General features: G+C 64.6%; 24 protein-coding genes. 11 read left to right on the top strand and 13 right to left on the bottom strand.

Annotated features, from left to right (window positions below; translation table 11 throughout):
* Positions 1 to 133 precede the first annotated feature (133 nt).
* Entirely contained in the window at positions 134 to 412 is a 279-nt protein-coding gene (locus LAQ73_RS00655; protein WP_224269334.1) for a UPF0058 family protein, read from the bottom strand.
* 67 nt (positions 413 to 479) lie between these two features.
* Positions 480 to 692 (bottom strand): DUF7120 family protein, encoded by a 213-nt coding sequence (locus LAQ73_RS00650; protein WP_224269333.1) that lies wholly within the window; start codon positions 690 to 692, stop codon positions 480 to 482.
* A 200-nt stretch (positions 693 to 892) separates the two neighbouring features.
* On the opposite strand from LAQ73_RS00650, the gene LAQ73_RS00645 reads away from it, so the two are divergent.
* Entirely contained in the window at positions 893 to 1,486 is a 594-nt protein-coding gene (locus tag LAQ73_RS00645; RefSeq protein WP_224269332.1) for a sulfite oxidase-like oxidoreductase, read from the top strand.
* Between the two features lie 285 nt (positions 1,487 to 1,771).
* On the opposite strand, the gene LAQ73_RS00640 is transcribed toward LAQ73_RS00645, so the two are convergent.
* Positions 1,772 to 2,200, bottom strand: coding sequence for a hypothetical protein (locus LAQ73_RS00640; protein ID WP_224269331.1), 429 nt, complete (start codon positions 2,198 to 2,200; stop codon positions 1,772 to 1,774).
* Positions 2,201 to 2,575: 375 nt separating this feature from the next.
* On the opposite strand from LAQ73_RS00640, the gene LAQ73_RS00635 reads away from it, so the two are divergent.
* A complete protein-coding gene (locus tag LAQ73_RS00635; protein ID WP_224269330.1) occupies positions 2,576 to 3,775 on the top strand; it encodes an MFS transporter in 1,200 nt (399 codons plus the stop codon).
* Positions 3,776 to 4,040: 265 nt separating this feature from the next.
* A complete protein-coding gene (locus LAQ73_RS00630) occupies positions 4,041 to 5,384 on the top strand; it encodes an isochorismate synthase (protein WP_224269329.1) in 1,344 nt (447 codons plus the stop codon).
* Between the two features lie 41 nt (positions 5,385 to 5,425).
* On the opposite strand, the gene LAQ73_RS00625 is transcribed toward LAQ73_RS00630, so the two are convergent.
* Positions 5,426 to 5,656: a hypothetical protein gene (locus tag LAQ73_RS00625; RefSeq protein ID WP_224269328.1), complete on the bottom strand. Its 231-nt coding sequence runs from the start codon at positions 5,654 to 5,656 to the stop codon at positions 5,426 to 5,428.
* Between the two features lie 118 nt (positions 5,657 to 5,774).
* On the opposite strand from LAQ73_RS00625, the gene menD reads away from it, so the two are divergent.
* The 4 genes from menD to LAQ73_RS00605 all read left to right on the top strand — a co-directional run bounded on the left by menD (position 5,775) and on the right by LAQ73_RS00605 (position 9,496).
* On the top strand, positions 5,775 to 7,562 hold the full coding sequence (gene menD, locus LAQ73_RS00620) for a 2-succinyl-5-enolpyruvyl-6-hydroxy-3-cyclohexene-1-carboxylic-acid synthase (protein WP_224269327.1): 1,788 nt from the start codon (positions 5,775 to 5,777) through the stop codon (positions 7,560 to 7,562).
* Positions 7,563 to 7,610: 48 nt separating this feature from the next.
* Complete coding sequence (locus LAQ73_RS00615; RefSeq protein ID WP_224269326.1) at positions 7,611 to 7,940, top strand: hypothetical protein; 330 nt, start codon at positions 7,611 to 7,613, stop codon at positions 7,938 to 7,940.
* Between the two features lie 53 nt (positions 7,941 to 7,993).
* Positions 7,994 to 8,521, top strand: a complete 528-nt coding sequence (locus LAQ73_RS00610) for a DUF8215 family protein (RefSeq protein ID WP_224269325.1) — start codon at positions 7,994 to 7,996, stop codon at positions 8,519 to 8,521.
* A gap of 63 nt (positions 8,522 to 8,584) precedes the next feature.
* Positions 8,585 to 9,496, top strand: a complete 912-nt coding sequence (locus LAQ73_RS00605; RefSeq protein WP_224269324.1) for a 1,4-dihydroxy-2-naphthoyl-CoA synthase — start codon at positions 8,585 to 8,587, stop codon at positions 9,494 to 9,496.
* Between the two features lie 70 nt (positions 9,497 to 9,566).
* Here LAQ73_RS00605 and LAQ73_RS00600 read toward each other — a convergent pair whose 3' ends face one another.
* Positions 9,567 to 10,094, bottom strand: a complete 528-nt coding sequence (locus LAQ73_RS00600) for an NUDIX hydrolase (RefSeq protein ID WP_224269323.1) — start codon at positions 10,092 to 10,094, stop codon at positions 9,567 to 9,569.
* A gap of 185 nt (positions 10,095 to 10,279) precedes the next feature.
* On the opposite strand from LAQ73_RS00600, the gene LAQ73_RS00595 reads away from it, so the two are divergent.
* The 4 genes from LAQ73_RS00595 (at position 10,280) to LAQ73_RS00580 (ending at position 14,847) form a co-directional block, all read left to right on the top strand.
* Positions 10,280 to 11,188, top strand: coding sequence for a 1,4-dihydroxy-2-naphthoate polyprenyltransferase (locus tag LAQ73_RS00595; protein ID WP_425601136.1), 909 nt, complete (start codon positions 10,280 to 10,282; stop codon positions 11,186 to 11,188).
* A 1-nt stretch (position 11,189) separates the two neighbouring features.
* The gene (locus LAQ73_RS00590; RefSeq protein ID WP_224269321.1) at positions 11,190 to 12,266 is read left to right on the top strand and encodes a mandelate racemase/muconate lactonizing enzyme family protein; all 1,077 of its coding nucleotides are present in this window, start codon (positions 11,190 to 11,192) and stop codon (positions 12,264 to 12,266) included.
* Positions 12,267 to 12,422: 156 nt separating this feature from the next.
* On the top strand, positions 12,423 to 13,997 hold the full coding sequence (locus LAQ73_RS00585; protein WP_224269320.1) for a long-chain-fatty-acid--CoA ligase: 1,575 nt from the start codon (positions 12,423 to 12,425) through the stop codon (positions 13,995 to 13,997).
* Entirely contained in the window at positions 13,990 to 14,847 is an 858-nt protein-coding gene (locus LAQ73_RS00580) for an enoyl-CoA hydratase/isomerase family protein (RefSeq protein WP_224269319.1), read from the top strand. The genes LAQ73_RS00585 and LAQ73_RS00580 overlap by 8 nt, the downstream gene beginning before the upstream one ends.
* A gap of 35 nt (positions 14,848 to 14,882) precedes the next feature.
* Here LAQ73_RS00580 and LAQ73_RS00575 read toward each other — a convergent pair whose 3' ends face one another.
* The 8 genes from LAQ73_RS00575 to LAQ73_RS00540 all read right to left on the bottom strand — a co-directional run bounded on the left by LAQ73_RS00575 (position 14,883) and on the right by LAQ73_RS00540 (position 22,356).
* Complete coding sequence (locus tag LAQ73_RS00575) at positions 14,883 to 16,103, bottom strand: carboxylate--amine ligase (RefSeq protein WP_224269318.1); 1,221 nt, start codon at positions 16,101 to 16,103, stop codon at positions 14,883 to 14,885.
* Positions 16,104 to 16,399: 296 nt separating this feature from the next.
* Positions 16,400 to 16,555, bottom strand: coding sequence for a hypothetical protein (locus LAQ73_RS00570; protein WP_224269317.1), 156 nt, complete (start codon positions 16,553 to 16,555; stop codon positions 16,400 to 16,402).
* 257 nt (positions 16,556 to 16,812) lie between these two features.
* A complete protein-coding gene (locus LAQ73_RS00565) occupies positions 16,813 to 17,742 on the bottom strand; it encodes an alpha-amylase family protein (protein ID WP_224269316.1) in 930 nt (309 codons plus the stop codon).
* A 323-nt stretch (positions 17,743 to 18,065) separates the two neighbouring features.
* Positions 18,066 to 18,530, bottom strand: coding sequence for an aspartate carbamoyltransferase regulatory subunit (gene pyrI, locus LAQ73_RS00560; protein WP_224269315.1), 465 nt, complete (start codon positions 18,528 to 18,530; stop codon positions 18,066 to 18,068).
* Entirely contained in the window at positions 18,527 to 19,453 is a 927-nt protein-coding gene (gene pyrB / locus LAQ73_RS00555; protein ID WP_224269314.1) for an aspartate carbamoyltransferase, read from the bottom strand. The genes pyrI and pyrB overlap by 4 nt, the downstream gene beginning before the upstream one ends.
* Positions 19,454 to 19,566: 113 nt before the next feature.
* Positions 19,567 to 20,082: an SHOCT domain-containing protein gene (locus LAQ73_RS00550; protein ID WP_224269313.1), complete on the bottom strand. Its 516-nt coding sequence runs from the start codon at positions 20,080 to 20,082 to the stop codon at positions 19,567 to 19,569.
* A gap of 100 nt (positions 20,083 to 20,182) precedes the next feature.
* Complete coding sequence (locus tag LAQ73_RS00545; protein WP_224269312.1) at positions 20,183 to 21,439, bottom strand: Glu/Leu/Phe/Val family dehydrogenase; 1,257 nt, start codon at positions 21,437 to 21,439, stop codon at positions 20,183 to 20,185.
* Between the two features lie 71 nt (positions 21,440 to 21,510).
* Positions 21,511 to 22,356, bottom strand: coding sequence for an HpcH/HpaI aldolase/citrate lyase family protein (locus tag LAQ73_RS00540; RefSeq protein WP_224269311.1), 846 nt, complete (start codon positions 22,354 to 22,356; stop codon positions 21,511 to 21,513).
* Between the last annotated feature and the right edge of the window lie 88 nt (positions 22,357 to 22,444).

Genomic DNA, 22,444 nt, shown 5'->3' with positions numbered 1-22,444 from the left:
CCCCAGTCGGTGTCGACGCCGAGCTCCAGCGCGTGAATCACTTCCCGGCGATGAGCGTCCGGTCTACGGCGGACGCTCACGGGGGAGGTCGATACTCGTTCGCGCGGCGGAACGACGGCGTGACGAAAAGAGATTATATCTTCGATTCGGCGTCGTTGGCCAGTTCTTCCATCCGCTTGCCGACGCGGCCCGCGTTGGAGAACTCGTCCTCGCTCATCGCGCTCGCTAGCGCGTTGCCAAGGACGAAGACGGCGTGTTTGTGTTCGCTCTTGGACTTGTGGACGTGCGAGGGTTCGACACTCAGTTCATCGTAGGGGTCGAACAACGACGAGTCGACGTCCTCCTGGGAGCGAAAGTACTCCATGATAATCACCATCTGTTCGTGTAGTTCGAGCAGGTCGTCCTTGTGCATGAGGGGCCGTAGGTCTGTTTTCGTGTTAAGGGTTGTTGCGGCGTTCTGCCATACCGACACGATGGGCTCAGAAGACGTACTCGTCTTCGTGGCCCATCATGCCGTCGTCTTCGAAGCCCGGTTCGTCGTTGTCCATCGGTCCGCTCGTCTTGTAGGCTTTCATACCCGTCGAGAGCAACTCTTCGACCGCTTCCTCGCGGTTGACGAACTCGCCCTGTTCGACGAGTTGAGCGATCTGCATCTCGATGTGCTCGGGGATGTTCATCTTTACTTGCGGCATCTATCGAACGTGGGTTTGAATACGCCGTATTTAAAATTGACGGCGTCGTACCCACCGGCGACCAACCGCGTCACGGTATCCCACGAAAATAGTTGGGAAGTTGCGAACATCAGTTCGGTTTTCGCGTACGTTTCGATTCCATAGTGTAAATTCTCGGAAGAAGGCGATAACCATAGGTGAGTGGCGACCAACCACGAGATATGTCCAGAAACCTCACCGGTCTCTACGAGGAATTCGGCGGGGAGCGACTCCCGCCCGGCCAGCGCAAGACCGAGCGCTTTCCGGTGCTCTCGAAGAGCGGCACGCCGTCGTGGGACCCGGCGTCGTGGCAGTTCGACGTGTGGGGGGCGGTGGACGAGCAGTTGCAGTTCTCCTACGAGGAGTTCAAAGACCTGCCCTCGGAGACTCAAGTGCAAGATTTCCACTGCGTCACCGGGTGGAGCAAGTTCGACTGCGAGTTCACGGGCGTGACGTTCCCGACGCTCGCGGAGATTGCCGGCGTGCACGACGACGCAGTCCACGTGATGTTCCACGCGCTCGACGGCTACACGACGAATCTCTCCTTAGAGGAGTGCATGCGCGACGAGGTGCTGTTCGTCTACGAGTACGACGGCGAACCGCTCCCGGCGGACCACGGCGGACCCCTCCGCGTCGTCACCCCGCACAAGTACGCTTACAAGGGCGCGAAGTGGGTCGAAGGTGTCGAGTTTCTCACCGAACCCGAACGCGGCTACTGGGAGAAGCGCGGCTACTCGAACACGGCGAACCCGTGGAACGAAGAGCGGTACAGCTAATCACGTGATTCGGTTGAATCCTCAATCGGTGATAGTTTATCGGGCCCGTGCTGGATTCAAAGCGCGTATCGGCCAGCACCGGACAGTTAGCGTATTTTCGGTTAGATGTTAGGCTTTCACGAATACTTTTCCTGTCTTGGCCAGTGCTATGTCTTGCCGCCAGAAGACGATTACTGACTGTTCTCAGCGCTGCTTTACAACTGTTTCATAATCGAACTACTGATGAACGTTCATGTTTCAAATAGACGCGACTATTACCCGTCTTCTGTGCTTTGCAGTATTCCGTCATGCGATGTCCCAGTTTGTACCGTCTGCAACCAAATCACCATTTTCCTTGATCAAGAAATAAGAGTCGTACTTTTTCCCGCTTAGACTATTATCATATCCTTTGAGAAGATATTTGTCGTTGTTATATGAACCGTAGATGACAAAAGATTCTCCCTTATGAGGGAAATTATCAACCTTGAGTTGTTCTCCCGGGCCTATATCATAGTTAGTAGTCAAACTTTGTTCTCCCCCAATAAATATACGCAAATCAAAATTTATCTGCTCGTCTAATTTGTTCCAGATTTTCACACTAGAGATAATCACCTCACTGTCGGGCTTTCCGGAATCTGTTTCAGAAGTGGATTGATTGTCTTGAGGACCCTGAGATGCAGTACACCCACTGATCAAAGTGGTACCGCTTATAGCCAAGTACTCCCTTCTATTCATAACATATCCATAAATTTAGAAAATAAATATCTTTTGGGGAGTCTACGTGATTAGACGCAATTGTCTCTGTTAATCGAGCGGGAAAAACTCTCTTCCTCCCATCTATGACAGAGTTCGACGGGCGTGCTGAATAGAGTGTGCGAAACGAGATTCTGTTCGGTCTGTCTAGTTATAGTCAAAGTTAATTTACCGAATACGAATAAATGGTACTGAAATATAGTTCTGTCTCGAGATAATACCAGAGATGTTATGAATATAGCTCAGGCTATTTACAATTTCCTAACAGGTTAGTATTTCGAATGTGAGCTACTGGGAATACAGCGAGACAACCAGTTGATTTGAGTATTGAGGGGATGTCACCCTATACGATTAATTGTGAAGGCTCGCACGGTTATTCGGCAGGAAGCGAAGAGTTTGTGGGGCGAGGGAAAAGGGCCGATACTTACGACAATCGCAATCGGGTGGGGATTGATCATTGGCGTACGGATGATCATGCCGGTCATTATCCCTCATCTGCAGACCGGTTACGGACTGAGCCTGTCGGTTTCTGGATTATTGATGACCGTTCTGTTCGTGTTTTATTCGGTCGGTCAGCTCCCCGGAGGGATGCTGACGGACAGATATAACGAAAGCACACTCATGGTGGCGAGTCTGCTCGTTACCGCCGCGGCAATAGGGCTCTTTACTGTTGCACCCACGGCGATAGCTTTGTTTCTCGCGACCGTAGTATGGGGGCTGGGTTCGTCGCTGTTCCCCGTCGCTAGGATTACGTACCTTTCAGAGCTCTACCCTGAGAGACTGGGGAGTGCCAGCGGCATAACGTTGGCAGCATCGGATATTGGACAAACGGTGCTACCCCCGATTGGAGTCATCCTCGCTGCGGCATTCGCTTGGCAATTAGGTCTAGGATTCGCGATACCACTGTTGCTACTGGCTAGTATTAGTCTCCTCATCTTCTCTAACCAAAGTAAAACGAATCGAGCTGGATCTACTCTCTCGATTCGAGAGATGGTGATGGTACTTGAGGAACTGCGAAAACCTGCGATAGGAACGGTAGTAGCAGTGTTTTTTCTCTATTACTTCACCTGGCAAGCGTTCACGTCGTTTTATCCAACATATCTTATAACAAATAAAGAACTTTCTTCACCTGTCGCGAGCGTCGTGTTTGGTTTCTTCTTTGCTACCGGCGTCGTTGTAAAACCGTTGTCGGGGACGGCTTACGATCGTATCGGGATCCGCCGCTCACTTCTCAGCATCCTCATACCGGCAGCGGGAGGGTTTCTTCTCCTGCCGTTCATTCAAAACGTCTGGCTTATCGTTGGAGTAACCGCCCTCGTCAGCATGATGCTCGGTTCCGGCGCAATTACACAATCGTATCTCGCAAATTCGCTTCCTGAAGAAATGCAGGGAGTTGGCCTCGGCGTTATTCAAACGGTGACATCAACACTTGCTTCGGGAGGTCCCATCCTCTTCGGTGTGATCGCTGATCACGGGTTTCTCGACGAGGGATATCTCGCCCTTGCTGTGATCATGGCAGTGACAGTCCTATTTATTGCACGCATGCCGCGAATCTAGCCGTTGAAGCGTGAAGACGCAGCATACGACAGCCGCGAGCAGGTGCGTCTGTCCCGACTGATTATTGATGATTTCTCGACGGCGTCTAACAATTTATTGAATGACAAGTTGATGCGCTGTGCGTTTGTCAGCGGCTCGTCAGAGCGAAGCTCTGGCGGTGCTTTTGGTCGAGCTTTTGCCGGGGGTAGGCGAAGCGCAACCCGCAGCGCAAAAGGTCAAGGACGAAAGGTGGGGTTCAAAAGCCCCGCGTCCCAATCGAACGTAGATGAACCCGGCGCAGCGCAACCAGCAGGCGACGGCGTCGCACGCCGAGGCGACGCTCGTGAGCCGGTCCTGCGAGATTCCGGACGTTTCGTTTCGGGCCTTCCTCGCCGACCAGAACGCCCCGCGAGTCCACTGGGCGTCGCCCGACGGACTCGAACTCGTCGGCGGCGGCGCAGCCGCCCACCTCGCCGCGTCGGGACCGGGACGGTTCGACCGCCTCCGCGGCGAAGCCGACGCCGTCTTCGACGAAGTGGACCGCGACGGCCCGGCGGCGACGCGCCCGCGGATGCTCGGCGGCCTCTCGTTCGACGCCGAACACGAGGGAACGCCGCCGTGGACCGGTTTCGCGGCGGCGACGTTCGTCCTCCCGCGCGTCCAGTTGACCCGGAGCGACGACGCGACGTGGCTTACCGTCGTCGAGTACGGCCCGGACGCAACGCCAGAAACGGCCGCCACGGCGCTCGACGCCGCGCGCGAGTCGCTCTCGGAACTCCCGATGATGCGGCCCAGCGGCGGATCGCCGGGTGTGGTCGGCCGACACTGGCGCACGCCCAGAGACGAGTGGACCGCGCAGGTCGAACGCGTCACCGAGCGCATCCGCTCGGGCGACCTGCTGAAAGTCGTGCTGGCGACGGCGCTCGACCTCGACCTCGCCGAATCGGTCGACATCCCCGACGCGCTCGAACGCCTGCGTCGAACGTACCCCGAGTGCTATCGCTTCCTCGTGCAACCGACCGACGACGCCGCGTTCTTCGGGCCGCCGCCGGAGCGCCTCGTCAAGCGCGACGGTCGGACCGTCGAGACGGAGGCGCTGGCGGGGTCGATGCCGCGCGGGGAGACGCCCGAGGACGACGCCGGCTACGCCGAGTCGCTGTTGGAGAGCGAGAAACTCCAGCACGAACAGCAACTCGTCGCCGACACCATCTGCGAGCAACTGGAGCAGTTCGGCGACGTGACGGCCCACGACAAACGCATCCGCAAACTGAGCAACATCCAGCACCTCCAAACCCCCATTTCGGCGACGCTCGACGCCGACACGCACGTCCTCTCGCTCGTCGAGGCGCTGCACCCGACGCCCGCCGTCGGCGGCCTACCGCTCGAGGCGGCGCTGGAGACGATTCGACAGACGGAGTCGTTCGACCGCGGGTGGTACGCCTCGCCCGTCGGGTGGTTCGACGCCGAGGGTAACGGCGAGTTCGCCGTCGGGATTCGTTCGGGCGTCGCGGGCGGAACGCGGGCGACGCTGTTCGCGGGCAACGGTATCGTCGGCGACAGCGACCCGGAGGCGGAGTGGGAGGAGCTACAGCCGAAGGTGCGGCCGATTCTCGACGAGTTAGAGCGGTAGTCGGCGAGCCGAACTCTACCCGTTCTTCCCGCGCTGTCCCGTCACTCCTCGTCGACGACGGCGCGACCGGACTCCGAAGGCGTGTAGTCCCACTTGTCGTGTTTCTCGGCGAACTCGGCGTAGTAGTCCGCCTTCCGGCGGAGTCGGGGGACGATCTCTCGAAGCGTGTGCCCCTCGCGTCGGAGGTGACGAACGAGGTGGAGGATTTCGCGGTCTAACTGGTCTCTCGAATCGATGTCGTGCTGTTCGACGAGTGCGTCTACGTCGTTCACGGTCGGTCGTTGGCGCGGTCCGTTATAGGTCTCTTGAGAGGCGGCGACCCTCCCAACGGTGGAGCCGGCACGAGGGAATCACGCCGCCTATTTGACGACGCACGCCAACGTCCGAACGATGACTGCGCCGAACCGAAACACGCTGTGGGCGCGCGTGCTCGCCGACGAACTCGCCGAGGCGGGCGTGTCGGCTGTCTGCATCGCTCCCGGCAGCCGCTCGACGCCGCTGACCGTCGCGTTCGCTCGCCACGACGATATCCACGTCTTCTCGCACCTCGACGAGCGCTCGGCGGCGTACTTCGCGCTCGGCCGGGCGCGACGAACCGGCGAGGTGACGCCGCTGGTCTGCACCTCCGGCACCGCCGCCGCGAACTTCCACCCCGCCGTCATCGAGGCGTCGCAGGCGCGCGTCCCGATGCTCGTGTTGACCGCCGACCGCCCGCCGGAACTCCGCGACTCGGGCGCGAACCAGACCATCGACCAGGAGAAGCTCTACGGCGACTCCGTCCGCTGGTATAAGGACCTCCCCGAACCGGAGGCGACGGACCGAAAACTCCGGGGCCTTCGCACGACGGCACACCGCGCGCTGGCGCAGGCGACCGGTACGCCGTCGGGACCCGTTCACCTCAACGTCTCGTTCCGCAAACCGTTGGAGCCTGTTCCGGTCGAAGACGACGTGCCCGCCGACCTCCCGCCGCTGGCCGCTCGGGGCCGCGGCGGGGGTGGTGGCGACGGCCTGGGGAACCCCGACGGCGGTGCATACGTTCGAACGACCCGCGGCGTGCCCCAGTTGGACGACCGGGAACTCCAGCAGATTGCCGAACTGCTCTCGGTCGAACGCGGACTGATCGTCGCCGGACCCGCCGACCCGCCGGGGATCGACCCCGAGGCGATGGCGATTCTCGCCCACGGAACTGGCTTCCCGGTGGTGGCCGACCCGCTCTCGGGGCTCAGATTCGGCGGCCACGTCCGTACGACGCCCGTCGTCGGCGGTTACGACGGCTTTCTCGCTCCCGAGGCCGTCGCCGACTGGCCCGAGCCCGAGGTCGTCCTGCGAATCGGCGCGTCGCCCACCTCGAAACCGCTCAGAAAGTACCTCGCGCGGACCGCCGCCCGTCAGCTGGTCGTCGACCCGGCCGCCGAGTGGCGGGAAGCGGAGTTTACCGCCTCGGACCTCGTCGTCGCCGACCCCTCCCGCCTCGCCGCCCACGTCGCCCGTCTCGTCGCCGGACCCGACAGCTCCGCGTGGCGCGACCGGTGGCTCTCGGCCGACCGCGAACACTGGGCGGCGGTCGACGGGACCGACGACCTGTTCGAGGGTGAGATCGTGGAGCACGTGGCGGAGCTCGCACCGGACCCGTCGACGCTGTTCGTCTCCAACAGCATGCCGGTCCGCGACCTCGATCGGTTTGCCCGCCCCTCCGAGAAGAACGTCACGGCGCTCGGCAACCGCGGCGCGTCGGGCATCGACGGCATCGTCTCGACGGCGCTCGGCGCGGGTAGCGCGACGACCGACCCCCTGACGCTCGTCCTCGGCGACCTCGCGTACTACCACGACATGAACGGTCTGTTGGCGCTCGGCCGCTGTGAGGTGGACGCGACGGTCGTCCTCGTCAACAACGACGGCGGCGGCATCTTCCACATGCTCCCCATCGAGGAGTTCGACCCGCCCTTTACCTCGCAGTTCAAGACGCCTCACGGCCTCGACTTCGAGACGACCGGCGACCTCTACAGCCTCGACTTCGAGCGTGTTGAGGGACGGGAGGCGTTCCGCGAGGCGTACGCCGAATCCGTCGCTCGCGACGGCACGCAGGTCATCGAGGTTCGGACCGACGCCGAAGAGAGCCACCGGCTCCGCGAAGCGCTGCACGAGCAGGTCGTCGAACGCGTCGCCGGACTCGACTGACCAACGGTACCGTCGAACTTTTGACGAGTCGGCGAGAGCGTTTGGTCGATGCCCTCCAACGCGTGGAAAATCTCGACGTGGCTGCTCGCCGCCGCCATCTTCGCGTACTCGCTCATCATCGTCCAACAGCCGCTTCTGGGCGTGTTCGCGGCCACCATCGTCTACTTTCTCGGGTGGTTCGCCGGCGAGTTCCTCGAGGCCGGAGCGTTCTCGTCGACTCGCGCCGCCGTCACGGTCGCCCTCGCCGTACTGGTGCTGACGTACTCGCTGTTCGTCACCCAAGAGGTGCTGTTGGGCGTGCTGACGACCGGACTGGTGGTCGTCGTCGCGTGGCTGACGAGTCCGACGGGGCCGCTGGCGACGTGGCGCGAGCGGTGAAGACTCCGGACTCACCGAGCGAATTTAGATATCTCGGGGCGAACGCTTCGCGTATGACCTCTCCGAGTCGCGGCACCGACCCGTCGACCGAACAGCGACAGCTCCGCCCGCGGGAGGAGACCGACGGCTACGGTCGTGTCCTCGAAGACCTCTTCGCCGGCGGCAGCGCGGTGGCCGTGTTGACGATACCCGCCATGTTCTGGGTGCTCTCGGTGACGGCGGGTCAGCGCCTCCTCGCCGCCGCCGACGTCGTCTTCGTCTTCGGCGTCGCCTTCGTCTCGCTCGCGGTGTCGGTGAGCGCGTTCCGCGGCGACTGGTTCGACGCCGGTCCCGCGTGGCCGCCGCGGTCGTACGCGCTGGCCGGCCTCCGCGCCGTCGGCTACAACGTCGCCCTCTGGGCGGCGACCAGCCTCGCGCTCCTCCCGGGGCTTCCCGCCGGCCCGCGCATCGGCGTCGGCGCGGTTTCGGGCGACTTCGTCGGCGTCGTCGTCGCCGCCGCTCTGCCGCCGTTGGCCGTAATGGCGTTGCTCCGAGCGTGTTACGCCCTCTACCGGTTCAGGACGATGAACGTGCGCGGCTGAGGTGCACGTGCCGCCCGACCGCCCGACGGGAACCTTTTTCGCGGCTCCGGCCGCGCGTCTCGTATGGTCTCGGAGCTCTTCGACCCCGACCGCTGGGAGGTCGTCTCGACCGATTTCTCGGACATCACCTACCACCGCGCGGTCGACGCGCCCGTCGTCCGCATCGCCTTCGACCGACCCGAGGTCCGCAACGCGTTCCGCCCGGGGACCGTAGACGAACTCCACGCGGCGCTCGACCACGCCCGCAAGCAGGCCGATATCGGCTGCGTGTTGCTGACCGGCAACGGTCCCTCGGAGAAAGACGGCGGCTGGGCGTTCTGCTCCGGCGGCGACCAGTCGGTCCGCGGCGGCTCGGGCTACGAGTACCGCGGCGACGACGAGGCCGCCGAGGACGACGACCCGACGGTGAAAGCGGCGAAAGCGGGTCGTTTGCACATCCTCGAAGTGCAGCGGCTCATCCGCTTCATGCCCAAACCCGTTATCGCCGTCGTCCCCGGCTGGGCCGTCGGCGGCGGCCACTCGCTGCACGTCGTCTGCGACCTCACGCTCGCCTCCGAGGAACACGCGAAGTTCCTCCAGACCGACCCCGACGTGGCCTCCTTCGACGCCGGCTTCGGCTCGGCGTACCTCGCCCGGCAGGTCGGCCAGAAGAAAGCCCGCGAGATCTTCTTCCGCGGGAAGACGTACTCTGCCGAGGAGGCCGTCGAGATGGGGATGGCCAACGAGGCGATTCCGCACGCGGAGTTGGAGGACGTCGCGTTCGAGTGGGCCGAGGAGATAACGAGCAAGAGCCCGATGGCGATTCGCATGCTGAAGTTCGCGTTCAACGCGATCGACGACGGCATGGTCGGCCAGCAGGTGTTCGCGGGCGAAGCGACCCGCCTGGGTTACATGACCGACGAGGCAGCGGAGGGTCGAGACGCCTTCTTGGAGAAGCGAGAGCCCGACTTCGGCCAGTTCCCCTGGCACTACTAACCCACCGTTTTACTTCGTCGGTTGTCCTCGCGTGGCTTCGGCGCTCCCGGCTTTGCCGCTCGCACGGATGCTACAGTTTGGCTGGGTTTCGCGGCTCACGAATCTGGTTTAGCACTGCATCTGCGAACTCCCGGTCGAACGTCTTCTCCGGGAGTTCGTCGAACCACGCCGCTCGCTCGATGTTCTCGTCGTCGACGCCGAGGTCGGTGCCGACTTCAGCGTCGGTCGCCGTGGCCGAGAACGCGACGACGCGGAAGCTTCGGCTATCGTCGGCGTCGGTTCGGACCACGTCGCAGACGGCGCGCGGGCGCTCGGGAGTCACCGTGACGCCAGTCTCTTCTCTGACCTCGCGGACGACACCCTCGCGGAGCGACTCGCCGGACTGAATCGTCCCACCCGGAACCACCCACTGTTCGTCGTCGCCGTCGTAGGCGAGCAGGATTCGGTCTCGCTCGTCGAGGGTGATGGCGGTGGCGACCCACCCGGATCGAAACGCCTCGTACTCGCCGAGTTCGGCGAGCGTCGCGGCGTCGACGGTGCGCTCGTTGCGAACGACGTGGAGGTCGTCGAACCGGTCGCGCGGGTCGGTGATACTCACTGTCGGAGGGTTCGCTCGGTGACCGAAACCGTTTGCGGTCGTATCCGACGCAACTGTCTGCGCCGAGAGTAGAGCGCGAAACGGCTGAGAGCTGTACCGACCCGACATGCCAAATTTGACGACTCCCTAGCACGGAGACAGAGCCAATGAGTACGCAGAACATCTCGCGCCGGAAGGCGTGGGTCATCGCGGCGCGGCCGCAGACGCTGCCGGCGGCCGCCGCCCCGGTCGTCGTCGGCGTCGGCCTCGCGTTTCACGACTCGGTCTTCGCGTTCTGGCCCGCCGTCGCCGCGCTCGTCGGCGCGGCGCTCATCCAGATCGGGACGAACTTCGCCAACGACTACTACGACGCGATGCAGGGCGCAGACACCGAAGCGCGCGAGGGGTTCACCCGAGTGACCGCGGGCGGTCTCATCGAACCCGAGGAGGTCAAGCGCGCGATGTACCTCACCTTCGCCGTCGCCGTTCTCCTCGGCACCTACCTCGTCTACGTCGGCGGCGCGCCCATCCTCGTCGTCGGCTTGCTCTCGGTCGCCAGCGGCATCGCCTACACCGGCGGGCCGTACCCGCTCGGCTACCACGGGTTGGGCGACCTGTTCGTCTTCGTCTTCTTCGGTCTCGTCGCCGTCGCGGGCACCTACTACGTCCAGGCCGTCTCGATCCTCGCGGACCCGCTGACGGTCGGAGTTCCCGCCGGGACAGTGCCCCTCGAAGTGATTGTCGCCTCGCTGCCCATCGCGGCCATCTCGACGAACATCCTCGTCGTCAACAACGTCCGCGACAGGGAGGAGGACGCCACGACGGGCAAGCGAACGCTCGCGGTCCGCTACGGCTACGGCTTCGCGCGAGCGGAGTACGTCGCCATGCTCGTCCTCGCGTACGCCGTCCCGGTGTACTTCTGGCTGGCGGCGAACTACGCGCCGACCGTCCTCCTGCCGCTTCTCACGCTGCCGCTGGCGGCGAAAGTTGCGCGAACCGTCGTCACGGAGACGAAAGGCGAGAAACTCAACCCCGCGCTCGAACGAACCGGAAAACTGCTGGCGGCATATGCGATCTCGTTCGCCGTCGGCGTGGCCGTCGGGCCCGTGGTGTGAGATGCGCCGCACGAGACTCGAACTCGAACCGTTCTCGCTTCGTCTCCGGAAGCCGCTCGGCACTGCGAAAGGGGAGATACGCGAGCGCCGGGGCTTCTTAGTCGGCATCGAAACCGACGACGGCGTCCGAGGCGTCGGCGAGGCGACGCCGCTTCCGGGGTGGACCGAGTCGTACGCCGAGTGCCGCGCCCGGTTGGAGGAGATGCGGGACGCCGCAGACAGGGGCCACGAGTTCGATACGTCGACCCTCGGGTCGGCGGCCCGCCACGCGGCGAACCTCGCACGGATGGACGCCGAGGCTCGCGCGCAGGGAACGGCGCTTCACGACTGGCTCGCCGACCGATTCGGGACGAGACGCGACGGCGTCGACCGACCGACGACCGTCCCGGTCAACGCTACCGTCGGCGACGGGACAGCGGAAGAAACGGTCGCGACGGCAGCGGACGCCGTCGCAGACGGCTTCGACTGTCTCAAACTGAAAGTCGGCGCCCGGTCGTTCGAGGAGGACGAGAGACGGCTCCGCGCAGTTCGGGAAACCGTCGGCGACGAGGTCGCGCTCCGCGCCGACGCCAACGGCGCGTGGGACCGCGAGACCGCAGAGAGAGCCGTCGAACTGCTCGCCGAGCTCGGGTTCGCGTACGTCGAACAACCGCTCGCCGCCGCCGACCTCGGCGGACACGCCGGACTCACGGGTCGCGGCGTCGGCATCGCCCTCGACGAGACGCTGTACGACTCGTCGGTGTCGCTGCCGCTGAGCCTCCGCGACCACGCCGACGCGGTGATTCTCAAGCCGATGGCGCTCGGCGGACCGGGACCGACGCTGTCGCTGGCGCGGTATCTCCGTCGAAGCGGTGTCACGCCCGTGGTCACGACTACCGTCGACGCCGCCGTCGCCCGCGCCGCCGCCGTCCACGTCGCCGCCGCACTCCCCGGAGTTCCGCCGTGCGGCCTCGCCACCGGCGACCTGCTCGCGGAGGACCTCGTCGACGACCCGGTTTCCGTGACCGACGGGACGGTTTCGGTTCCCGAGGGACCGGGTATCGCGGGCGAGGCGTTCGACTCGCTGCTCTGGGACTGAGCGAGCCCCGACGACGCCGAGCGAAGCGCGACGAAAGGCGACAAAGAGCGAGCGAAGAGCAACGAAATGCGAGGGGAAATCGACACCCGGCGTCGGTTTATAATCGTTGTTCGAAATAAACCTTTTAGCATCGGCGGACATGTGGTGAGATGTCATATGACAAATTTAGTCACAAACATCGCTTCCACGGTGGAGGACCTCCCCGAGAACCTCGCGGTGAGCTTCGAGGGCAACGAGATGAGCTATCGGGAGTTCTGGGGACAGACGGGGGCGTTCGCCTCCGGACTCGCCGAGGCGGGTGTCGGCGAGGGCGACCGCGTCGCCATCTACCTGCCGAATCTCCCCCAGTTCGTCGTCGCTTTCCACGGGACGCTGCGGGCGGGGGGCGTCGTCGTCCCGATGAACCCGCAGTACAAGGCCCGCGAGATCGGCCACCTGCTCGCCGACAGCGGCGCGAAAGTCGTCGTCGCGCTCTCGGATTTGGTCCCCTTCGTCGAGGAGGTCAGAGACGAGACTGACGTCGAGCACGTGGTCGGCGTCGGCGGCGAGTCCGCGGGCGCGGCGTCGTTCGAGGCCTTCTGCGGGAGTCCCGAGTTCGAGACGGTCGACCGGGACGACGACGACGAGGCCGTCCAGCCCTACACGTCGGGGACGACGGGGCAACCGAAGGGCGTCCTCCTGACCCACCACAACCTCGCGTCGAACGCCGAGCAGTCTATCGCCATCGTCCCCGACGGCATCCGCGCCGACGACAAGCAGCTGGGGGTACTGCCGCTGTTTCACATCTACGGGATGACCGTCGTGATGAACGCGACGCTGTTCGGCGGCGGCGCGTACTACCCGTTGCCGTCGTGGGACGCCCAGGAGGCGATGTCGCTCGTCGGCGACGAGGGCCTGACGCTGATGCACGGCGTCCCGGCGATGTACAACGACGTCATCAATCAGCCGAACGCCGAGGAGTTCGACCTCTCCTCGCTCCGCCTCTGCGGCGTCGGCGGGGCCGGAATTCCGGCCGAGGTGCTCCGGAAGTTCGAGGAGCTCTACCCCGTCAAAATCTTCGAGGGCTACGGCCTCACCGAGACCAGCCCCGTCACCCACTTCAACAGTCCCAAGGACGGCCGCCGCGTCGGCAGCATCGGCAAGACGCTACCCGGCATCGACGCGCGCATCGTCACCGACGAGTTCGAGACGGTCGGCCCGATTTCGGAAGGACCGGTCGACGAAGACGAGGTGGAGTTCGACGACATCACGGGCGGGCTCGTCGTCAGCGGCCCGAACGTGATGAAGGGGTACTACAACCTCCCCGGGGCGAACGCGGAGGCGTTCACCGAGCGCGACGGTAAGCGCTGGTTCCACACCGACGACATCGGGTACCACGACGAAGACGGCTTCTTCTACGTCGTCGACCGGGCCAAGCATATGATAAACACCGCGGGCTACAACGTCTACCCGCGCGAAGTCGAGGAGTTGCTGTTCGAGCACGAGGCCGTCACCGCCGCCGCCGTCGTCGGCATCCCGGACGACCGCCGCGGCGAGACGGTCAAGGCGTTCGTCGTCCGCGCGCCAGACGCCGACGTGACCGCCGACGAGATTCGCGACTACTGCCTCTCGAACCTCGCAGAGTACAAACATCCCCGCGAGGTCGAGTTCGTCGACGAACTGCCGCGAACGACGACCGGAAAGGTCCAGAAGTTCGAACTCGTCGGCGAGGCCGAGGCGTCGGATGACTGACGGTGACTCCGCCGCCGGTGACGGCGCTACAGGTGGCGATGACGCCGACACTGGCTCCGACGCCGTGCTTCTCGACAGAGACGAGGAGACGGGAGTTGCCACCATCACGCTGAACAACCCCGGTCTCCGCAACGCACTCACCGCCGACGTCGCCGACGGCATCGTCGACGCCCTCGACGCGTTGGAGGGCAGTGACGCCCGCTGCGTCGTCGTCACCGGTTCCGAGGGGTCGTTCTCGGCCGGCGGTGACGTGAACGCGATGATGGAACTGCAGTCCGGCGGATGGACGCTCGACGAGGCAGTGCGCCACATCATCCAGAACACGGGTCGGTGCGTCCAGCGACTCGCCGAGTGCGAGTTCCCGACCGTCGCCAAAGTCGAGGGCGTCGCCGTCGGCGCGGGCGCGAACGTCGCCATCGCCTGCGACGTGCAACTGATGAGCGAGGAGGCCCGGATTGGCTTCGGCTTCCGCCAGGTCGGTCTCGCCGTCGACTCCGGTACTTCGTATCTCCTCCCCCGCATCGTCGGCGACAACGTGGCGAAGGAACTCGTCTTCACCGGCGAACTGCTCGACGCCGACAGAGCGCTCGAACTCGGCCTCGTCAACCACGTCTACGCGGACGAAACGTTCGACGAGCGGGTCGACGCGTTCGTCGAGAAAATCGCTTCGGGGCCGACAGTCGCGCTCCGAACCTCGAAACGGCTACTCGACCAGGGGTGGGAGCGCTCGCTCTCGTCGGCTATCGCCAACGAGGCGGGCGCGCAGTCGGCGGTGTTCGAGACGGCAGACCACACCGAGGGCGTCGAGTCGTTTATGGGCAACCGCTCTCCCGAGTTTCGCGGCGAGTAGAGTCGGACGCGAGCGACCACTGCCCTCCCGCGCGCTCACAGCGCTTTCTTCATCTGGCCGAGCGAGACGTTGAGCGCGCCGCGGACGAAGGGGAGTGGGTCGTCGGCGCTCAGGTAGTCGATACCGCGGTGTTTCGGGCGGTACATCGACTTCGCCATCCCGACGGCGGTGGCGGTGAGCGTCGGCGGGTCGACGAACGACTCCTTCTTCGAGAGGACGCTCGTGAGGTGGGCGGCCTCGCCGCGGAGGAGGTGGGTCGCGACGTCCTCTTCGTAGGGGTTCTCGGGGTCGATGTCGACCGGTTTCCCCGTCGCCGTCTGCCAGAAGTACAGCGGGAAGTTCGCGCCGGCGCGAACGGCACACGGAAGCGACACCCAGACGCGCGGATTTATCTCCATCAGCGTGAACTCGCCGGAGTCCGGCTCGCGCTTGAACTGCACGGAGGCGAAGCCGTGCCAGTCGAGTTCGTCCAACAGCGCGCGTCCGGCCTGTTCGAGTTCGGGGATGCACACCGTGCGCCGGTAGACGCTCGTACCGCCGGCGTAGTTCCACCCGCGGAGTTGGTGTTTCTGGCACGTTGCCACCGGTTCACCCTCGTCGTACAGCGCCCACAACGCGTACTCGTCGCCGCCGACGAACTCCTGTGCGATGGGGTTGTGTCGCATCTCGCCGCGAATCGACGCCACGTCGGGTTCGGTTCCCGCTTCGAGATATCTCGTCGATCCGGGGTCAAGCAGTTTCCGCGGCGGGACCGACGGTTCGTACTCGTGGGTGAGCACCGAGTACCGTCCCTTGACGATGCGGTTTCGGTCCCAGTCGTCGACCTCGCTCAGCAGCTGCGTCTCGGGTGCGGCGACGCCCGCGTCGCCGGCGACTTCGACGAGTCTCCGGCGGTCGTGGACCGTCCGAAGCTGTTCGAACGACGGCCACAGCGTCGAGACGTGGTCGGCGAACTGCTCTCGACGGCGGGCCAAGACGAACACGTCCGCCTCGCGCATCGGCACCAGCGCCCGAACGTCGGAGCGCTCGGCCAGTGAGAGGAGCGCATCCTCGTACCCCCGAAGGTTCTCGTCGGGTCCGGGGACGACGTGGCTCTCGGCGCTGTAGCGAGACGAGAAACCAGACGCGGTCTTCCGTTCGGAGACGGTTATCGGGCGAACGCCGTGACGACCGAGCGACCTGACGAAACTGACGCTACTCGGCGCGCTTATCGCAGGGATGACTATCGACTCCGCTCCCGATCCGTAGGTGCTCATATCCTAACCGTTGGTAAAGCGGATATTCAATCCGGGTATATGCCCGGGTTCAGTAGAGTTACTATATCCAACAACAATCTCCGGGACGGGAGAGAAAAACGCCGGATACAAACGTTCTACGCTGGCTTTGTTCTGTCTGGCTCTCACGCTGAGGACTCAGAATCGAACGGCGTCGCCGTTAATAACGGATTACAATCTAACTGCCCCTCCGAACCCCTTGGTGCGGCATCGCCTCAGGACAGCCGGGGCGGCTGGGGCGGGACGGTCGTGTCACCCGCCGGACCCTTCTCGCCGCCTTAACGTCCGCTCATCACGTTCGTCGACCCGCACTCCGGACAGCGCGTCATCCCGCCCAGTCGCGGTACGTCGACGTGGTCCCACTCGTCTCCGCCTGACGGTGCCTCGTAGCCACAGTTGAGACACCGCGAACGCGCACTCTGTTTGGATGCCATAGCTAGCCCGTGTTAACTCACAGCACGAATCGGCAAAACCGTTCCGTCGAACTCGCGCGAGGGTCGACGGGCGCGCGAACTAAATCCCTCGAACCCCGAGAACGGACATGGGAGAGTCGAGAGGGCCGACCGGTCACATGTTGCTGGCGCTCGCCGCGTTCGCCCTGTTCATGACGATACTGGGAATCGTCGTCGTCTGGGCGATGAGCTACGGGCCACTGTGACCCGGTCGACCGCGAGACGCGACGTCGTCGGTGTCACTCGTCGCCGTAGGTGACGCCCTCGCGGGCGTCGGCGCGCTTACGGCGCACCGCGGCGGCGGCGTTGCTCGCGTCGTAGCCGAAGAAGACGTCCGCTGCGTAGTTTTCGGCGACTTCCGTCGCGTGGATGAGGTCGTCGACGTCGACGTTGACGGCGTAGAGTTCGATAGAAAAGGACGTCCCCGCACCGTCGCCCTCGCCGGAGGGGGGTGCGGAGCCGTCGGGCGTCCAGTTCAGTCGGCTCTGAAAGCCCTTGGCGATGGTTTCGAGCCAGTACGTCGTCCCGTAGTGGATGTCGTACAGCGGGATGACGAACTCGTCGACGTGTTCGCTCAGCGCCTCGATATCGAGACCGGCGCGCGTGTAGAGGTGGCCCGGATACGGGTCCGGATAGAGGGTGAGATACGTCTTTCCGGGGATACGCTCGGCGGCCTCGGCGACGAACTCGGTGATGACCGACGCGCGCCACGCGAACCAGTCGTCGAACTCGCTATCTCGCGAGCGAGACCCGCTCGCTTCTCCGGCGGAACCCCGTTCCGCCCACTCCGAATACTGCCGCTCGCAGCGCTCGCAGTGACAGTAGCCCTCGCGGGGAAAGCCGACGTCGTCGAGGCGCACGTCGCCGTTCTCGGCGGCGCAGTCCTCGACGATTTCGAGCAGTCCCTCGCGGTACTTCTCGTTGGTCGGGCAGATGTACGCCCAGTCGAAGTACGTCCGGTCGCGGGTGGCGAGTTCGCCGTCCTCGTTCACCGGAACGAGTTCGGGGTTCTCGTCGGCGGCGGCGTTGTCGCCGAAACAGGACACCATGTTGACCGCGTTCGCAAGCGGTTCGGCTGCGCGGCCCGTGACGTCTTTGACCTCGTAGAACCCGGCGTCGAAATCCGGCCAGTCGACCTCTTCGGCGTTGCGCGTGACGACCCCGTACATGGACGCGAGTTGGCGGCGGCCCGCCCTAAGTCGTTCGTTCCGGGAACGACCGCGAACGCGGCGGCGGGAGCCGACACCTCCGCTCGCCGACGTGAGCCGACGAGTCCGCTCGTCGGGCGAGGAGAGGAAAAGGGAGGCCGGTTCGATATTTACGCCTCGACTTCGACTTCGACGGGTTCGGCGCCGCCGGACACGAAGACGTAGACGAGCGTCATCATCGCCAGTGCGAGTACGAGTTTTGCCTTTCCGGACATGCCCTCGGATACAGCGAGGGGATACAAAGGTATTGTGACCCTCCCGACCAGGTCCGTCTTCGGCCCGCGTCAGCCCTGGACGTCGAGGTGGGCGGCGATGTCGTCGCGGACAATCTCCCCGCAGTAGGTACAACGTACCCCGTCGGCGACGACGGTGAACTTCGAGGCGATGGGTTCGTCGTCGTTGGTGATGCAGTTACGGTTCGGACACGAGAGCAGGCCGGCGACGGTCTCGGGACGGTCGACCCGACTCTTCTCGACGACGTCGTAGTCGCGGATGATGTTGATGCTCGCCTCCGGCGCGATGAGCGACAGCACCTCCACCTCCGACTGACTCAGCTCGCGGTCCTCGACCTTCACCACGTCCTTGCGGCCGAGGCGGTCGCTCGGGACGTTCATGCCGATGCTGACCCCCTCTCCCTCGGAGCCGTCGATACCGAGAATGGCGAGAACGTTCAGCGCCTGCCCGGCGGTGACGTGGTCGATGACGGTGCCGTTGCGAATCTTCGAGACGCGGAGTTCGTGGTCGCTCATCGGCCACCCTCCTTGAACCGCGTCAGCAACTCGTCCAGCAGCGCCATCCGGACCGGAATCCCGTTGTGCGCCTGCTCGAAGTACGTCGCGTACTCGGTCTCGTCCACCTCGGGTGCGATCTCGTCGACGCGCGGTAGCGGGTGCATCACGCTCAGGTCGTCGCGGGCGGTCTCCAGCGTCTCCTCGTCGATTCGGTACTGGCCGGCGACGGCGCGGTACTCGTTCTCGTCGGGGAAGCGCTCGCGCTGAATGCGCGTGACGTAGAGCACGTCGAGCTCGGGGAGCACCTCGTCGAGGTCGGTGTGCTCGCGGACCTGCGCGCCCGCCTCGTGGAGGTCGAAGCGGACGTTTCGCGGCAGCCGGAGGCTTTCGGGGCTGATGAAGTGTTGGCGGACGTCGAAGTTAGTCAGCGCGTGCGCCAGCGAGTGGACCGTCCGCCCGTACTTGAGGTCGCCCATAATACCGATAGAAAGGTCGTCCAACCCCGATCGTTCGCGGATGGTGTAGAGATCCAAGAGCGTCTGACTCGGGTGCTGTCCCGCGCCGTCGCCCGCGTTCACGAGCGGGACGTCGACGAACTCCGAGGCCATCTTCGCCGCGCCCTCCGAGGGGTGCCGGAGGACGATGGCGTCGGCGTAGCCCTCGACGACGCGGACGGTGTCGGCGAGCGTCTCGCCCTTCTTGACCGACGAGGACTCGACGGTACCCATGTCGACGGTGGTGCCGCCGAGGCGTTTCATCGCGGTGTCGAAGCTCATCTTGGTGCGCGTGCTCGGTTCGAAGAAACAGAGCGCGAGCACGGCCCCCGCGTGCCGCTGACGGTACGCCGCCGGGTCGGCGTCGATGGCCGCCGCCCGGTCGAGTACCGCCTCGATACCCTCCCGTGACAGGTTCGCCGCGGAGATGAGGTGGTCCTGACGCATCACGTACAGGCGGGTAGTGCAGCGACTTGAATCAATCGGGACCGTGGCGTGGAGAACTATACAGTTTCGTGCAACCGCGGTTCGACCGACGCGGCGGTGACGACGGGTTCGACTCAGTAGTTTCGGAGTCGGTCCGGCTCGCGTTCGTCGTACTCGGACCGCCGCCCGCCGTCGCCGCCGTCGTCCATGATGAGTTCGAGTCTGCGCTCGAACTCACGCTCGGAGAGCTCGCCGGTGGCGTAGCGTCGTTTGAGCGTCTCGACGGGGTCTTCTTTCGGGCCTCTCGGCGCGAACCGCGAAGAAAGGTTCAGCGTCGCGGCCCAGTCGTTGCGAGCCTCCGCCCTGGCGGCGACGGCGCGGAGGCGCTTGCTGCGCGGGAGACGCGCCCGTCGGGCGAGCGACCAGAGGAACAGCAAGCCGAAGACGACGGTCGAGATCGTGAGGACGACAGCACCGGCGGCCCAGGGGAACACGGCGGCCGCGAACGCGCCGAGCGGTTGGCCGAGCGACGCGAGCGCGACGAGCGCCCCGAGACCGACGACGCCGAGAAGCGAGACACTGACGACGACGAGGGCGAGGAAGGTGAGGCCGAGACTGTGGCGGCGAAACCACCCAGGGGAATCGGACATAGATGCCTGTAGGCCGGGGTCGATGGTATATGCTACGACCCGAAGCGAGAGCGACGAGAGACGGAGTGGTGGGGAGACGAGAGATGGAGACAGCGAGCGCCTACGGCCAGTTGCCGCCCTGTTCGTAGGCGTCGACGACGCGCTGGATGGCGACGACGTAGGCGGCGGTGCGGAAGTTCGGCACGTCGTTTGACTCGTAGGCGTCGACGAGGTCCTCGAAGGCGCCGACGATGACCGTCTCCAGTTCGTCGTTGACGCGTTCTTCGGACCAGTGGAAGCGCTGGCGGTTCTGAACCCACTCGAAGTACGAGACGGTGACGCCGCCGGCGTTGGCGAGGATGTCGGGGATGACGGCCACGTCGCGTTCTGTGAGCACGCCGTCCGCTTCGGGCGTCAGCGGCCCGTTCGCCGCCTCGACGATGACGTCCGCCTGCACGTCGCGGGCGAGGTCGCCGTCGATGGCGTTTTCGAGCGCGGCGGGAACGAGGAGATCGACGTCGAGCGTGAGCAGGTCCTCGTTGGTCATCTCCTCGCTCGCACCGTCGAACCCGCTGAGACTGCCCGTCTCGGCTTTGTACTCCTTGGCCTTCCGCGCGTCGAAGCCGTCGGGGTTGTAGATTGCGCCGCTGGAATCGGAGGCGGCGACGACGTTCGCGCCGAGGTCTTCGATGAGATACGCCGCGATGGACCCGGCGTTGCCGTAGCCCTGCACCGCGACCGTCGCACCCTCCATCTCCACGCCGAGGTAGTCGAACGCCTCGCGGGCGGTGAGCATCGTCGACCGACCGGTCGCTTCGACGCGACCCTCGCTCCCGCCGGAGTCGATGGCTTTGCCCGTGACGACGCCCGGAGCAGTCGTGTTCTCCAGTCTCTCGTAGGTGTCCTTTATCCAGTTCATCTCCCGCTGGCCGGTGTTGACGTCGGGTGCGGGGATGTCCTGGTCCTCACCGATAATCGGGCGGAGCTCCGTGGCGAACGACCGGGTGATGCGTTTGAGTTCGCTCTCGCTGTACTCGTCGGGGTCGATGACGATGCCGCCCTTCCCGCCGCCGTAGGGGATGTCGACGACGGCGGTCTTGTACACCATCCACCCCGACAGCGCCTTCACCTCGTCGCGCGAGACGGTCGGGTGGTAGCGGATGCCGCCCTTGTACGGGCCGCGGTCGCCGTTGAACTGCGAACGGTACGCGCGGAACACTTCGAGTCGCCCGTCGTCCATCTCGACGGAGAGATTCGTCTCCAGCACGCGCTCGGGGTTCTTCAGGCGTTCGAGCACGTCGGGCGACACGTCGAGATATGCGGCCGCGTCGTCGACCTGTTCCTGTAAGCTCTCGAACGGATTGGCCTCCTCAGGCATGTGTTGCACAGACGCGCGGGAGGGTGGTTAAAGGTTGTCGAATTTATATCAATCGTCAGTGATATTACACCTTATAGACGGTCCGCCGCCTCCGCCCGCGCGACGATACGCTCGGCCTGCGCGACGAGCGGCCCGTCTATCATCTCGCCGTCGACTTGGAAGACGCCGCGGGCCTCGTCGTCGGCTCGCTCCTTGGCTGCGACGACTTTCTGTGCCCACTCGATTCGCTCGGCACTCGGCGTGAACGCGTCGTTGACGACCGGTACCTGGGAGGGATGGATGACCAGTTTGCCGTCGTAGCCGAGAGTGAGCCCGAACGACGTCTCCTCGGCCAACCCCTCCGGGTCTTGGAAGTCGGTGTACACCATATCGAGGGCGTCGACGCCGGCCGCGCTCGCCGCGAGAACGACGTGCTGGCGGGCGTAGAGTACCTCCGTCCCCTCCTCGGTCCGCGTCGCGCCGATGTCGGCGGCGAGGTCCTCAGCTCCGAACGCCAGTGCGTCGGTTGCGTCCGCGGCAGCGATCGCTTCGGCCGCGAGAACGCCCGCGGCGCTCTCGACGAGCGCGAGCACCGGGAGGCTCCGGCCGCGCTCGTCGAGCAGGTCGGCCGCTCGGTCGACGTCTGCCGCCGACGTGACCTTCGGGAGCATCACGGCGTCGAGTCGAGCCCCGTCGGCGAGAATCCGGTCGAGGTCGGCCTCGAGGTCGACGCCGCTGAGGCGAACGCAGACTTCGGCGTCGGGGTCGAACTCGGAGTCCGAGAGCACGTCTCTGATCGCCTCGCGGGCGTCGGCCTTCCGCTCGGGCGAGACGGCGTCTTCGAGGTCGAAGACGATGGTGTCGGCGTCGCTCGCCGGCGCTTTCCGCATGAGTTCCGGGCGGTCACCCGGCGAGAAGAGTACGCTACGTCGGGACATACCCGAAGCGACGCGGGGCGGCGTTTTAACTCCCGTCGGTCTACCGCGGCTCGGCCCGGTTCGGAGACGAGACGACGATAGACGCCTT

Origin of the sequence: Haloprofundus salinisoli, assembly GCF_020097815.1 — an archaeon.
Lineage (GTDB): Archaea > Halobacteriota > Halobacteria > Halobacteriales > Haloferacaceae > Haloprofundus > Haloprofundus salinisoli.
This window is presented reverse-complemented; position numbering and strand designations above follow the sequence as displayed.